This is a genomic window from Mongoliitalea lutea (assembly GCF_014652135.1).
Classification (GTDB): Bacteria; Bacteroidota; Bacteroidia; order Cytophagales; family Cyclobacteriaceae; genus Mongoliitalea; species Mongoliitalea lutea.
The window spans coordinates 111,099-126,598 of record NZ_BMYF01000010.1 but is presented as its reverse complement, the minus strand read 5'-3'; the positions used below and the strand labels follow the sequence as shown (position 1 = coordinate 126,598).

Annotated in this window: 9 protein-coding genes; all 9 read right to left on the bottom strand. The window is 40.5% G+C overall.

Annotated elements, in window-relative coordinates; all coding sequences use genetic code 11:
• Positions 1-70: 70 nt before the first annotated feature.
• On the bottom strand, positions 71-1,483 hold the full coding sequence (ccoG, locus tag IE080_RS09755; protein ID WP_189581411.1) for a cytochrome c oxidase accessory protein CcoG: 1,413 nt from the start codon (positions 1,481-1,483) through the stop codon (positions 71-73).
• The gene (locus IE080_RS09750; protein WP_444543302.1) at positions 1,470-2,117 is read right to left on the bottom strand and encodes a cbb3-type cytochrome c oxidase N-terminal domain-containing protein; all 648 of its coding nucleotides are present in this window, start codon (positions 2,115-2,117) and stop codon (positions 1,470-1,472) included. The genes ccoG and IE080_RS09750 overlap by 14 nt, the downstream gene beginning before the upstream one ends.
• A gap of 313 nt (positions 2,118-2,430) precedes the next feature.
• Positions 2,431-2,622 (bottom strand): cbb3-type cytochrome c oxidase subunit 3, encoded by a 192-nt coding sequence (locus tag IE080_RS09745; RefSeq protein ID WP_189581407.1) that lies wholly within the window; start codon positions 2,620-2,622, stop codon positions 2,431-2,433.
• A gap of 11 nt (positions 2,623-2,633) precedes the next feature.
• Positions 2,634-4,766 (bottom strand): cytochrome-c oxidase, cbb3-type subunit I, encoded by a 2,133-nt coding sequence (gene ccoN, locus IE080_RS09740; RefSeq protein ID WP_189581404.1) that lies wholly within the window; start codon positions 4,764-4,766, stop codon positions 2,634-2,636.
• Positions 4,767-4,769: 3 nt separating this feature from the next.
• Positions 4,770-4,952: a cbb3-type cytochrome oxidase assembly protein CcoS gene (ccoS, locus tag IE080_RS09735; RefSeq protein ID WP_189581401.1), complete on the bottom strand. Its 183-nt coding sequence runs from the start codon at positions 4,950-4,952 to the stop codon at positions 4,770-4,772.
• 2 nt (positions 4,953-4,954) lie between these two features.
• The gene (locus tag IE080_RS09730; RefSeq protein ID WP_189581398.1) at positions 4,955-7,393 is read right to left on the bottom strand and encodes a heavy metal translocating P-type ATPase; all 2,439 of its coding nucleotides are present in this window, start codon (positions 7,391-7,393) and stop codon (positions 4,955-4,957) included.
• A 56-nt stretch (positions 7,394-7,449) separates the two neighbouring features.
• The gene (locus IE080_RS09725) at positions 7,450-8,085 is read right to left on the bottom strand and encodes a hypothetical protein (RefSeq protein WP_189581364.1); all 636 of its coding nucleotides are present in this window, start codon (positions 8,083-8,085) and stop codon (positions 7,450-7,452) included.
• A 158-nt stretch (positions 8,086-8,243) separates the two neighbouring features.
• Positions 8,244-11,714 (bottom strand): DUF8818 domain-containing protein, encoded by a 3,471-nt coding sequence (locus IE080_RS09720; protein WP_189581362.1) that lies wholly within the window; start codon positions 11,712-11,714, stop codon positions 8,244-8,246.
• Positions 11,715-11,774: 60 nt separating this feature from the next.
• Positions 11,775-15,488: a sensor histidine kinase gene (locus IE080_RS09715; protein ID WP_189581358.1), complete on the bottom strand. Its 3,714-nt coding sequence runs from the start codon at positions 15,486-15,488 to the stop codon at positions 11,775-11,777.
• Positions 15,489-15,500: the final 12 nt, after the last annotated feature.

Below are 15,500 nucleotides of genomic sequence, written 5' to 3'. Positions count from 1 at the left end.
CTTGGTACTTGGTACTTCGTACTTAGTACAACCTCTAGCTTTCATCCTTCATCCCTCCTCCTTCATCCTTTCATCTAACCGGCGCCACAAAGCTCGTTTTAATCTTATCAATTACTTCTCCATTTTGAAGTAAAAGTAAAACTACATCTTCCTGATTTTTGGAGATCAGTTGTTGATCTTTGACTAGGAAGAACCTGCCTTCAAACTTTGCCTGACCATCTAAATGCCAGTTTTGATCTCCGATGACTTCAACTTGGAAGCCTTCGTTTTCGGTTTTGAAGGATACATCTTGTCCTTTAAATGTCTTATTAATGAATGTAACTTCGTACAAATTACTTACTTGGCCACCTTCTCTTTCCTGATAGGTCATTCCCCTAAACCGGGTTACCGTCGCATCTAAATCAGCTCGGGTAGCCAATAAGGTTACAAATGCGGCAACAAGTACCACAAGCACCCCGCTATAAGCCATAACCCTTGGGGTAAGCAGTTTTTGTGTTTTCTCGATGACACTATTATCAGATGCATAGCGAATCAGGCCTGTAGGTCTTTCTACTTTCACCATAACTTCATCGCAAACGTCTATACAAGCCGTGCAATTCACGCATTCCATCTGAACACCGTTACGGATATCTATTCCCGTAGGGCAAACCTGCACACAAAGCCCACAATCTATACAGTCTCCTTTGGGTTTTTCCTCCACAGCATTCTTTCTGATCATGCCTCTAGGCTCTCCTCTTACATGGTCATAGGTCACATTGATGGAATTAGCATCCAATAATACACCCTGCAAGCGTCCATAAGGACAGACCACAATACAGGCCTGCTCTCTAAACCATGAAAAGACGAATAAGAAAACACCGGTAAAGGCCATCAAACCGATAAATCCTGCCATGTGCTCCGTTGGAGGTTGGGATACGATTTCTTTTACTTGATCAATACCAATCAAATAAGCCATTACTGTATGGGAAATCAATAAGGATATCAGTGTGAAAATGGTCATCTTCAACCCTTTCTTCCGAATCTTTTCCCCATTCCAAGGCATAGCATCCAATTTTCGCTGCTGATTGGCATCTCCTTCGATCCAGTATTCGATTTTACGGAAGACCATCTCCAAAAAGAGTGTCTGCGGACAGGCCCATCCACAAAAGACTCGCCCGAAAACAGCCGTAAAAAGAATGACAAATACAAAGAAAATCAACAGCAGGAAAATCAAGATATGCGTATCCTGAGGCCAAAAGGCAGCTCCAAAAATGATGAATTTCCGCTCAAATATATTGAACAGCATGTATGGCCGTCCATCTACTGTAATAAATGGTCCCACAAAGAGAATAGCAAGCAATACCCAAGAAAGGTAAGTTCTCCAACGGTAAAATTTACCGCTGACTTTTTTGGGGTAGATCCAATTACGTTTCCCCTCAGCACTTATAGTACCTAGAGAATCCCGAAATTTCTCAGGATCTAGATTGGGATTAATTTTGCTCATGATAAACGTGGTGTTTAAATTGTCTCAGTTGTGGTGCGATGGGACAATTATATCCCGATGGCCCATAAGACCATCGGGAATTAACTGNTTCCGGTACATATTTTTCACCTTGTGGCTCCTTCGGATTTGCCGGTGTCGTACCCACCAAGGTTTTGATATAACTGGAAACTTGCTGCATTTCCTCAGGACTCAACTGATCGTCCCATGGAATCATACCCTTAGCAGGGACACCGTATTTCACAATTCGGAAAATATCATTGATACTTCCACCGTGAATCCAATACTCATCTGTAAAGTTAGGACCTACTCCCCCTCCACCATCAGAAGCATGGCAGGCAGCACAGTTCATATCATAGATACTTTTACCCGCTGCCAAAGCTGATGCACTTTGATCAAACTCTACATTGAATTCATCTATCAAATTCAACAAAGTAGCCTGGTATGCTTCAATTTTGATGGCTGCTATCCGCTGCTCTTCAGCATATTCCTCCAATTGGGTTTTACCTAAACCTAGTACAGAATAGTAGACAAAGTAGCCTATACCAAAAGCTATGGTGATGTAAAATACATTCGCCAACCAAGGAGGCATGTGATTATCCAATTCGACGATACCATCATACGAGTGGTCCAACATCAATTCTTTCTCCTCTTTACTTCCTACCGGCTTCATTCTGCCGACGATATAGTTCAATTTGAACTCATCCCACCAGCTTGGCTGCGCCGCTAATTCAGGATTTTCCTTCTTGAATACAGCTACCATAAAGCTCATCAAGTAAATCATCAGCACAAGCAATAGGATAATCACGAAGAGTACTACTCCTAGAATGATTAAGATACTTAGCTGACTGCTATCGAGGTCTTGAAGACCACTTACCCAACCGATATCACTGGTTTGGGCAGATCCTGGCAGGGCCATAAACATCCCCGTCAGTAGTAATAATAAGACTTTAAACTTTTTCATAGCCGCTGTTCTTTTCTGGTTTATCACTGAAAGGCATATCTTTCATGTAATTGATATATTTTTTATCAGTCGTAATCACCCAGATAAACATCCCTACGAAGAAGATCACAAAGATCAATAAGGAAATGATTGGGTAGATTTCTATATGCTCGATGGAATTTAAAATATCTTTTTTCATAGCTCAGAAGATTAAGGGTTAGAAGCTGTTGTCTTTTTGATATCCGTACCCAAGCGCTGTAGATATGCGATCAATGCTACCATTTCAGACTCCGGCATAACTGAAATCCCTGATTCCTTCAGGTTCTTAACAATACCGTCTGCCTGAACCATCAAATCTGCATTTGCTTGCTCTTCATACCCGTCAGGATAAGGAACACCCAATTTTCTAAGTGTATTGATTTTGGCAGGAACTACAGAGTGATCCATCAGATTATCTGCCATCCAAGGATATGGAGGCATCAAGGAACCTGGGGACATACTTGTAGGGTCTACCATGTGGTTGTAATGCCAGCTATCAGGATACTTACCACCCACTCTATGCAAATCCGGACCTGTTCGCTTAGAACCCCACAAGAATGGCCTATCATAGACAAATTCACCTGCTTTAGAGTACTCTCCGTAACGCTCTGTTTCAGAACGGAACGGACGGATCATTTGTGAGTGACAGCCCACGCATCCATGAGAGATGTATAAGTCTCTACCTTGCAATTCTAATGGCGTATAAGGCTCCACAGTAGCGATGGTCGGTACATTGGATTTCACCAAAATGGTTGGGATAATCTCGACAGCACCACCAATCAGGATGGCAACAGTAGCTAATACAGTGAAGAAAACTGGTTTTCTCTCCCATGCTCTATGCCAAAACTCTCCATCATGTGCCACATGTGGCTTCAATGCAGGTGCTTCATCAGCCTCCTCAGCCATAAATGTTCCTTGCTTGGCTGTCTTCACCATGTTATACACCATCAAGAATGCACCTGATAAGTATAGTAGTCCACCAAAAGCTCTCAACATATACATAGGTACAATCTGAATGACTGTCTGAAGGAAGTTAGGATAAGCCAAACGGCCTGCCTCTGTAAATTCTTTCCACATCAAAGACTGAGTCAAAGCAGCTACATACATGGGAAGTGCGTAGAAGATGATACCCAAGGTACCTAGCCAGAAGTGTGTAGTGGCCAATTTGGTTGAGTACAAATTTGTCTTCCACATCTTAGGCCATAACCAGTACAACATTGCGAAGGTGAAGAATCCATTCCAACCCAAGCCTCCAATGTGCACGTGCGCTACGATCCAGTCAGTGTAGTGGGCAATAGCGTTGACGTTTTTCAAAGAAAGCATTGGTCCTTCAAAGGTTGCCATACCGTAAGCAGTCACAGCTACCACCATAAATTTCAACACAGGATCTACACGTACTTTATCCCATGCACCTCTAAGCGTAAGCAAACCGTTCACCATACCACCCCAAGATGGAGCGATCAACATCACAGAGAACACCACTCCCAAAACTTGCGCCCACTCTGGAAGTGAGGTGTACAATAAGTGGTGAGGACCCGCCCAGATGTATAAGAAAATCAGAGACCAAAAGTGAACAATGGACAACTTATAAGAATAAACTGGTCTATTAGCCGCTTTTGGTAGGTAATAGTACATCAATCCCAAGAAAGGAGTAGTCAAGAAGAATGCTACCGCATTGTGACCATACCACCACTGTACCAAGGCATCCTGAACCCCTGCATAAGCAGAGTAACTTTTGAAGAAGCTAACTGGTAATGCAAGGGAATTGAAAATATGAAGTACCGCAACAGTTACAAATGAGGCTAGGTAAAACCAAATAGCCACGTACATGTGTTTTTCTCTTCTCTTAATCAGTGTACCAATCATGTTGGCACCGAAGGCTACCCATACTACTGCAATCAAAATATCAATTGGCCACTCCAATTCTGCATACTCTTTAGAGGATGTGATTCCAAGAGGAAGGGTGATTGCCGCCAATAAGATAATTAATTGCCAGCCCCAAAAGTGAAACCAGCTCAAAGCTTTATTCCACATAGGAGCCTTTAATAATCTAGGCATAGAATAATAGATCCCTGCAAAAATTGCATTACCCACAAAGGCAAAGATCACCGCATTGGTGTGCAATGGTCTGATCCTACCAAATGTAGTGTAGGGATTTCCTAGGTTAGCCTCGGGTAAAAATAGCTGGGTGGCAGCTAATACCCCGACCAACATCCCGACGATACCCCAAGCGATGGTGGCTACGCCGAAGTACTTAACAATCTTGTTATCGTACTTAAACTGTTCTAGAGTTGTTCCTGACATACGTTACTTCTTTTTTGTTGATGGTACTTTTTTATCATTTTTGTTTGGTTGATTCTCGAAGAGTATCCGAATTGCAGGGGTATGACTATCGTCAAACTGCCCCCCCTTCATCGCTTTGAAAAAGAGAAAAAGGAAAGTTCCTGCCAGAATAAGACTGATGGCTATGAGTACAAAGATTACTTCCATACTTACCAGATTTGAGGTTTAAGGCCACGCTTGTAGGCCAGATAATTGGTCGTCACAGTGGTAAACACCACCACTGAAATACTGGAGATGGGCATCAAAATCGCACAGAACACAGGGCTGACCAAGCCTTGCACAGCGAAGAATACTCCAAATGCGTTATATGTAAAGCTCAGTCCAAAACTGGCTTTGATGATATTTCTACTGGTTTTCGCAAACTGCAAGAAGCGAGGTAACTTCTGTACCATGGCGGCATCCATGATAGCATCAGAAGCAGGAGAAAAATTAGTAATACGATCCGTTAAGGCTATACCCACTTGACTTTCTTTCAAGGCACCTGCATCGTTTAACCCATCACCTACCATCAAGGTCTGAACACCAGACTGATTGAGGTCTTTGATATAAGCTAGCTTGTCTTTAGGACTTTGATTGAAATTCATCAATACATCCTGACCAAAAGTTAGTTGGAGGTTTTCCCGCTCATGATCTTGATCACCCGAAAGCAAATGCACAGAAGCTTGTCCTTGAATCTCCTCCACTACCTCAGCAATTCCTTCCCGCAATCCGGAAAGAATGAAAAAGTATCCAAGCACCTGCTCTTCAATTGCTACAAATACTAGGTTTCCACCGGAAGGAAGGTTCTCCATTGAAGCGCCAACGAATGTCGCCGACCCTAATCTGATGCTTTGTCCTTTATAAGTGGCTTCCAATCCTTTTCCAGGGATTTCCAAAACCTGTGAGATGGACAGCCCTTGCACTCCTTCCAACCACGAGTTGATACGGTTACTCAACGCATGGGTAGACTGAGCAACCATTCCTTTGATCAAAGACTTGGTTTCTTCTGATAAAGCCTCTCCCGTATAAGTAACCGATGCTCTTGCAGGATCGGTAAGTGTACCTGTTTTATCAAAAACAACCGTATCCACTCTTGCCAAGCGTTCGATAACTTGTGCATTTTTTAAGTAAAACTTCCCTTGTCCAAAAACCCGAAGTGTATTCCCCAAGGTAAATGGCGTGGACATGGCCAAAGCACATGGGCAGGTGATAATCAATACAGAGGTAAAAGCCAGCACAGCAGTCGAAACCTGACCGGCATAGGCCCAATAGGCAAAAGCAAGGATTGCTATAAAAATGACGGTAAATGTAAACTTCCCTGATATACGATTGGCCAAGGAAGCCAAATCCTGCATTTTATCTTTTTCGAAGCTTTCATTATTCCACAGGTCTGTCAGATATCCCTGGGAAGGAGACTTCTGTACAGTCAATGTCAAGGCATTCCCTTTTTGTCTACCTCCAGCATAGATTAGCTCACCTTTTTGCTTAGCAACAGGCACTTCCTCGCCCGTCACAAAACTGTAATCAATATAAGCTTCCCCTTCCAACAAAATACTGTCTGCAGGAATCAATTCCTCATTGCGAACCTTGATGATATCTCCCACTTGAAGCTTAATCAATGGAATGACTTCTTCTCGATCACGCACCACTTTAGTGACAGCAATTGGAAAGTATGATTTATAATCTCTATCAAACGAAAGTGTATCGTAGGTCTTTTGCTGATAGTACTTACCTATCAATAAGAAAAACAAGAGGCCTCCCAAGGTATCCATGTACCCTTCATTGCCCAATGCGAAAATATCAAAGAGGCTATAGCCAAATAGCGTAATAATACCGATGGCAATAGGCACATCCATATTAACTGCTTGATTGCGGATAGAAAGCCATGCAGAGCGATAGTAATCCGTAGCAGCATAGAAAAAAACCGGCAAGGCCAAAAACACATTCAAATAATTGAAGGTCTTTTTGAAACCATCACCAAGTAATTCAGCCTCCGCAAAATACTCGGGAAGTGAAAACAACATCATGTTCCCGAAGCAGAAACCTGCAACGGCTAATTTTTTGATCAGATTTTTATCCGAAATCTCTGGCTTCTTTTTATCCGAATCAGCCAGGTTGATGGAAGGCTCATAGCCTATTCTGGACAGCAACTGCACCAATTCTTTCAAACTGATGTGTTGCTGATGATATTTTACCTGAACTTTTTTCTTGATAAAATCTACCCGACCAGATACGATTCCAGCATGTAACTTATGTAAGTTTTCAAGTAGCCAAATACAGGAGGCGCAATGAATAAGCGGAATAAAAAACGTAATATGGATTTCATCTTCATTTTTGAAATCCACCAATTTATTGATGATGTCCTGATCGTCTAAATAATCAAACCGATTATCTTTTCCTTGCTTGGTTTTTTGGCTGATTCCTGGATTTTCGGCAATATCATAGTAACTGCATAACTCATTTTCAGAAAGTACCTCATATACCAATTTACAGCCCGAACAGCAAAATTCCTTCCCATCGAAATGGAGTATTTCTTCTTTGCACGCTTCGCCGCAATGATAACAGGCTTGGTATTCGGTAATCGACTTCACTGGTACTGGGTTACTCATTTCTCCTAATTTACAATTTATTCTTTTGAAAATATAACATTTGTCATATATTTTAATCAGAACGAGAGGTAAAACGCCAAACGATCATACCACATCCCTCCTTTATAAAAGTGGAATAGCACCTTAGCTAAATCAGCTTGGTAATTTTTAGTTGTGACCAATAAGGTACACTGATGCTTCACTGCATAAGACCAAAAATCGCCAATCCTAGAGAAGTTAAATTTGATAAAAGAAGTCTCTTCCGTTGCCGCAGTCACCAATTGTACAATCTCCTGCTCTTCTCTCAATTTAGATTTTGGAATAAAGGAAGGAGAAATGATCGTGGCTTTGCTATGCTGAATATTGTTTTCAAATAAGGAGATAAAGTTGCGGATCAATTTGGCTGATGCAGGAGTACCGTCGTAATGAAAAAGTAACCTATCCATAGACAAATGCTTATCGAAAAGCAATACGGGAATATGACATGGTTCATCTTCCAATGCCTTAGGATGGTCATGCTGATGCAGCCAATCCAACACCTCCGGTAAGTGTACTGTAAATAAGGTAGGGTCTTGATGCGGGCTACAAGCCAAGGACTCCCCATCTGCTAACAGATGTTCTGAAAAACCCGAGGGCAATTTTTCACAGTAGTGCGTAGAGACAATATCCTCTGGCACTACAAATCTTAACTTATGATCCACTTTTCCCTGCATAACCAAAATATTTCTTACAAATCTAAAGGCTATGCTTCTGAGAGAAGGTGACATTAAGAAGGTCAAAACATGATTAATATCATGTTTTGAATTCAAATAAAAATGCTAGTAAAAATTAATTGCTGCTCGAGTGAACGGGATTAATAACAAATTCCTTCCTAGAACAATGCCGTCACTTGCATTCGTCCAATATGAACCAATCGGTTGAGTCCTTGGGAGTTTCGACCCTCATACACTACATTCATTTGGAGCCCCTCTCCAATTTTTTGCAACCAATTGAAGGTCCAAGTGACATTATTTCCAGGAGTTAAGGCCTGTAACATCTCATATCCCGTTGGTGTATTGGGCTGACCATTATAGTCAATATACACATATTTCACATGGGCATTGATGGTGGTTTTGATAGCTTTTGCGTAACGTAAGTCGAGTGATACTTCATTCAATTTGGACCGCTCATTGATTTCCACATTGGCCAGATTTTCCTTGAAGGTATACTGGTACATCATGGTGGTCCGAAAAAAGGTATTGGGCTGCCATGCAAACTCTGGCCCAATTGCACGTTGGGCAATATTGAAACTTCGGTTTTCCAAAAAATCCGAATCTGCAATCCTCGACCCGCTTAAGAGTAGCATCCGTGCATTAAACTGCTGCCCAAAGCTTGTACGGGTATTTAATCGTAAATCCTGCTGCTTCAAATCGTCAAAACCTCCAGCCAATAACTGCTTATTCTGACTATCGAAGATCGAAAAATCAAAACCATACTTTGCAGAAGCTCTATTGAAGAAAAAACTGGAACGGATCACCTGCCTTACAGAAATCAGATCTTCCGGCGCAAAAGCGCCTACAAAGGGATTGATGCGATCCCAAAAACCATCCGATGTGATCTTTTTTTCAATGCTTACACTGGTAGTATTAGAAAACTTTTGAGCAAACTTTCTTATCCCCTGCTCTTTTCTCCAAGCATCAGGAAATTTGGCATTGACCCGATAGTTAAATATGGTCGTGTAGGCTTGGACAAATTCAGTCGTGGGGACAAATAGTTTGATAAAATTCTTTTCCTCCGGGTTGATGGCTATAAAAAACTCATTCAACTGCTGTATACCATCTCCATTATCATCTCTCCAAGTATGCGTACCGTCCCCCGTGGGAACTGGTAGAAAAATAAATTCTCTACGAAACTCCCGTCCATTTCCCAGAGCATAGCTTAATTCATTTCGAATATTTCCCTTCCAGAAATTACCCAAATAATCTACTTTACCCAATACCGTAGTCTCTCGCTCATTATTCAATCGCAGAAACGCCAATTCCCTGTAGGTAAAGGTAGCACTGACATCATGGGTACCGAAGCGTCTTTTCAGCCCAAACATAGTTTGAAATGCTTCCGTATCAGCCTCGAGTACACCTGCTACAGGAAACTTATCTTCCCGCATAGAAGCATTAACAAAAAAAGAATAGGTTAAGGAGTCATTGCTTTTGAGATACACCAAATGCTCACGGAAATTCATCGCTGTACTGATCACAGAGTCCGTTTCTACATTTTTAACTGCATTTTCATCCAGCATAAATCGATAGCCAGGAACAAGCACTTTGGAACGATAGCTGATATCTCCTGTATAGCGCAGCCAACTGGAGTTGAGCTCCCGGATATCTGAGTCCAAGTAAAAGAAGTCATTTTTCATCACCAAGCGAGAACCGATTTCCTGATTCCAGGTCGCTAGGTGTTGGAATCCCGACTGGATTGCTCCCCTATTCCTCCAATTAAGCCGGTACTTCATGCGATTATTGGCATCTTTTACTATTCCAAGCTCGGTATTGAAAATCCGCTCGTGTCCTGCCAAGAGCATGTCTTCGGTAGACAAACTCCAATCCCGATCAAATTCAATGAAACGCAATCGATCAATAAAGCTGAAATGTGCCGAATTGTACTCAAATTCCGTCAGTGAACTGAAGCGATACCCTTTCAGTTTTTCTAGAGGTCTATTTTCTGACAGAAAACCTGATTTGACACCCACTCCTCTGTTTTCCTCATTATCGATGGTGGAAAAAAGATTTCTATCCGAATTGGAAAAAGCGACTTCTGTATATACTTGCTCGTAAGGGCTCAATTTGTAACGGGACCCAACTGTAAACATCTGATTTTTGTTGGGCGCTGGTAAAGGAGAAACGATGGAGAAATTTCCTTGGGGTACCCCATTGATACGTGGGCGAAAGACAAACACCTGTCCATTGGCCAGTTGTTGCTCCCGTACATAATCTCCATTGCCTTGACCTACTTCTGAGAAACTAATAGCAAAGAAAGCCTCTTCCGGATTGGTCGAATACTCAAAAAAAACTACTAGGCTTCCCTGATCGTCTACACTCTGAACTCGTCGATATAAAATCCTGTTGGGGTCAAATGCAACAGAATCTATTCTAGGGACTACGGCATCCTGTACATTATTCCCTACAGAAGCTAAGAGTCTGCGCTCATCTTCCGTGAAATCAAAAAATAAGGGCCTATTTCTATTATCCTGCTCTCTATAGAAATTCATGTATAAGGAGAGCTTATCCGTTTCCTGAATATGATTCACTGCCAAAATAGACCGCTGAAAGTTCCTTTCTGCAAACTCATAATCAATCCGTACCCTGGAATATTTGGTAATCAGAACTTTGGGAGTGAAGGTGATTTCACCCTGATTGTAATCAATCACATAATCGTAATTGAAACCCCGCTGCAACTGCACCCCATCAAGAAACACTCGCTCTGAATTAGCCATAATGATTACAAAGCGCTCATTTCCCGGCCCTTGAATTCTGTAAGGGCCCAGCGTGCCTTCCTGTATCTCCAATTCTATAGAGGCAAATCTCCCCTTGGCCACAGAAGCAGCTGCCTGGGTAGATGCTTTCCACTTATCTCCTACATTGTATTGTGTAGTGATTTGAACCCCCTGCACGTTTTTGTAATAGCGAAGAAATTCAGATTTCCGCTGCTGCAATACCACATCTCCAGCTGCAAGGTTAAACTGATCATTGTATAACTCTACCAAAACATTGTCAAAATCCTGCAATTGTTGTGTATTTCCCTCAGGCTGAAAGGGTACATTTTGATCTGAAATACTCGCCCGGATATTGAGATTTTCCGCCAGTTCTCCGCTCATTTGCAAGTTAAGAGAGGAATTGACAAATAGGTTTTGGGTATTCCCAAAAGAAACTCCTCTCGTCAGATTACCTGATTTGGTCAAATTAGAGGATGAAAACAACTCTTCCCTAAAATCAAAAGCAGGAATAGCAGCCACTCTTCGGTCCCTAAATTGGGCCATGGAATCATAATCTGTCATCAATGTCCTTCTGGCATAACTTTGATGAAAAGCTATGGGAAAAGTACGGTAGCAAAAATTTAAAGAATCCGGCATAGAAGACTCGAGTTTCACTTGAATCCTTCCTGTTTGCAAATCATAGTTGAATTCAAAGGACTTACCCGATTGATCCCTTATCTGTATGCTTTCCTCCAGTACAGAAAGACTATCCAAAAGAAAGGCTTCTCGAAACACCTCCCGAGGGACCCATTTACAGGTTGGCTCCTGGGCCATACTTGCTGCGGTACTCAGCACAAGCAATAGGATACAGAAGAAAAACCTTAAATGAATCATGAATACAGGATTAGTATTCCCTAAGATACAATTTTTGACCAATAGCACGCATGAGAACAACTATTGGGCTTGAATTAGAGGAAAGCTGAGGAAGAAGGTACTGCCTTCACCTTCAACTGTCTCAAACCAAATTTGGCCTCCCGCAGTTTCTGCACCTCGCTTAGCAATCGCTAAGCCCAAACCAGACCCTTCGGTTTTGGTACTGAAATTTGGAATAAAAATCTTGTTTCTCAACTCTTCTGGAATTCCTTTCCCATTATCCTTCACTGCAAGAATGGCACAGGATTCTTCCAGATACAGTCGCAGTTGAATCACCGGTTTTTTTCTGCCCTCGACAGCCTGAATCCCATTAATGATCAAATTTGATATAATTCGTCCAAACAACTGATCATCCCCTTTGATATTGACCGTTGGCAGATCGGTTTCATCGGAGAATCGGATCATACCCTTATCTCGGGACTTAAAGAGCTCAATAGCATCGGAAACCACTTTTTTGAAATCCATTACCTCATTTTTCGGTAAAGGCATTTTTGCAAATGTGGAAAAAGAGGTGGCAATATCACTTAGGGTGTCTACCTGATGAATCAGCGTTTCTATCGGACGCTTGAGCATCGATGGGTCGTTTATTTTATTCTCTGCCTGTAAGCGCAACAAGTGCTGTAAGGTCAGTTTCATCGGTGTCAAAGGATTTTTGATCTCATGTGCTACCTGCTTGGCCATCTCTCTCCATGCCGACTCTTTTTCAGTTTCCGAAAGCACCTTTTTACTTTCTTCCAATTTAAAAAGCATGTTATTATACTCATTCACCAATAAACCTATTTCATCTCTGGTAGGCCAGTACATAGGTTCATTGTTTTCTAATCCTGTCATCTTCAATTTTTGTGTCAACAACTTAAACGGATTGGTGATTTGCTTGGAGACGAAATAGGACACAAACAAAAAGAGGACAAATATCAAGACAAAAATATTGACAATATTACTCAATACATCTGCTATTAGTCGATCCAACTCTTCTTCACTTTCAAAAAATGGAACAGCAATAATTGCCTGTATTCTTTCACCATCAGAACTTCTAATGGCTGCATATACCGTCTTAAAATTTAACTTTCCTACACTCTCAGAAAGTAATGCTATATTATTTTCCCTTTCTACTATCTCAATGATTGCCCTTGGATTGATTTTTCTGGAAATAATCCGCTTATCAAAAATTGTAGGCTGGGAGCTATAAAGCATACCTCCAGACGCAGCATACACATTGATTTCCGTATTTGAAGTTGACGAAAGACTATTTACTGCTTCAGGAAACTCATCTCGAAGACTTATTCCTGCGTCTTGTCTTTCCAATGAAGTGGTCAAATTATCCCTAATAATGGTCACTTTTTCCAAATATTGCCTATCCAATTCCTCCTTGTATGAGGTGGATAATAACCCAATAATTATGATAGAAATAATCAATATGGGAAAGAAAAATGCAAAATTCAGATACATCTGAAGTTTGGTAGCGAAATTAAACTCAAATTTGCCTAGGCCTTTGATCAAAGCGTAAATAAAAACACTAACTAAGGTCAATAGGATAAAAAAGATAAACAAAAGCGAAATATCTGCAAGGATGTAATACATTGGATAAATTGGCGATGACACAATCACCATCTTTACTCCGTCCTGAACACCGATATGGTGATATCCTTTTCTATAAATTCCTCGTCCAAACAATCCTGATTCTTGCCAAAGCGTCTCTAAAGATGCCATTCTATAATTAAACACTCCTACCGAATACTGTAGCTCTCCGTCCACAAGTACAGCATAATCATAGGACTGCTCATAATAAAAATTAGAATACCTGCTATCCAATAGCAACTTAGGGAATACAGCACTGGGTAATACTCTTAATTGCTGCAACTCAAAAAACACAGTTCCTAAAAGATTTCCCTCCCTGTATAAAGGAACAAATGCCACATATAATTTACTTAAAACATCTCCACTAGTCTGGCTAGGCATGTACAAATCACGGACTGAAGTAGCATAATCACTTTTCACATATGCTAATCGAAGGTCTTGAAGTGTGACAGCATCTTCCCTATTCAATATATTATCTCCATTAACATTAAATACTTTGATTTTGACAGCATATTGATCAAAGTAGTTTGGCAAATGAATCCGTCTGATTTTTCGTTCAATCGCCTCTTTTGGTTGAAATGGATCATTGATAGAAGATTTAATAAATAAGTCATGTCGAACCTTATCCATTACATCTGTAAGAAGAAACTCTGCCATCAGATCATTTTCAAGTAGCTGTTGACTCCCAAATCTTTCTTTGCTTTCTATTTCACGCTCAAGATAGACTTCGTAAGAAGCTATTCCGGTAATCAATGCTGCTATAAAACAACCGAAAAAGAAAGTTAAAAAAGTTGACAATCCAATCCTCCCTACATTTTTAAATAGCTGGAACCCTATAACAGACCCTATAAATACTAAATGCAATACAACTAATATTGACCATATCCAATTAAACCAAAACAACAGGACTCCTACTGGTAAAAACAGTATGAAAAGTACTTGCAAGCCCTGTTTTTTAGAAATAGAGCCTTCCTCAAAGAGAACTTTAAACCCAAAAAGATTAAAAAGTAAATAAATGGAGGCACCGAAAAATACAATCAGTAATGAAAGTGCTTTAAACAAGTCAAATGAAGGAAGGCTTAGGATATTTAAATCCCATTGAGAGTTAGTCAGAATATTCACATGCAAACTGTAGAATAATACCAATAAGCCAAAAGAAAGGAAATTAGCAACTACCAATTTCAACCAATAAGGAACCATTGCTTTAGCTCTCAACCTCCAAAAATGAAAGTCAGAAAACGCAAACTTCTTAATTATCATACCAAATACGAGCATAATGGAAAGCATATTTAGAAATAAGTCTCCTAAACTCGGATTCAGCCAAGAGGATGCGTATTTAACAGAATCAAATAATGTGAAATCAAAATACTTTTTTGGAAAACCTAAGACTAACATAGCCCCTCTAACAATTGCCAATATCAAACTAGTGTATACTATAGCTTTCCAATGCTGCTCTTTCCTCCAAAGAAAACGGACTAAATCAAGGGACAAAATTCCTATCAAACCAAGCAACGAAAAAAAGAATACTAATACAGGAATATTCCTAGACTCTCCAATAGACTGGTAGTTTTCCAGAAAAGAAACATAAAATAGAGGCTCTCCCTTGGTTCCTATGATAGGAATACCTCGATCACTTTGCTCACTAACAATAACAAAATCACCGGTACCAAATATCTCTTTGTTAAAACCAGAAGGCAGGTACTCGTTCTCCACCAAGGAATTAAGAATTAAGGGATAAAGTTGAAGTAATCGATACGACCTATTGTTTCGAGTAAAAAGTCGTGATTTACTAAAAAAAATACCTTCTCTTGTTTCTAATATATACGGGTTTACACTACCTTGAACATTTTCATAATCTGGGATAAATAGAAAATCTGACCAAAAGATTAATTCACCTGTGTCAGTATACACAAAATACGGATAATTGGAATCTATGAAGAGGCTTGTAAAGTCCATCTCATCATCAGGACGGTTTTTCATGAGAATATCAATGAAATCCGTATCAAAAGAGGACTCAATTAGTTGAATTTTTTCAGAAATCGGAGCTGCAAAACGCTTTTCCGGATCTGAAGAGGAAAAGTCAAACAAAAATACAAACACCAACCCGATCGCTAGAAGAGCAATAGTGACTAATAATCGTTTGGTTCGTGTATTCATGGATTAAAAGTA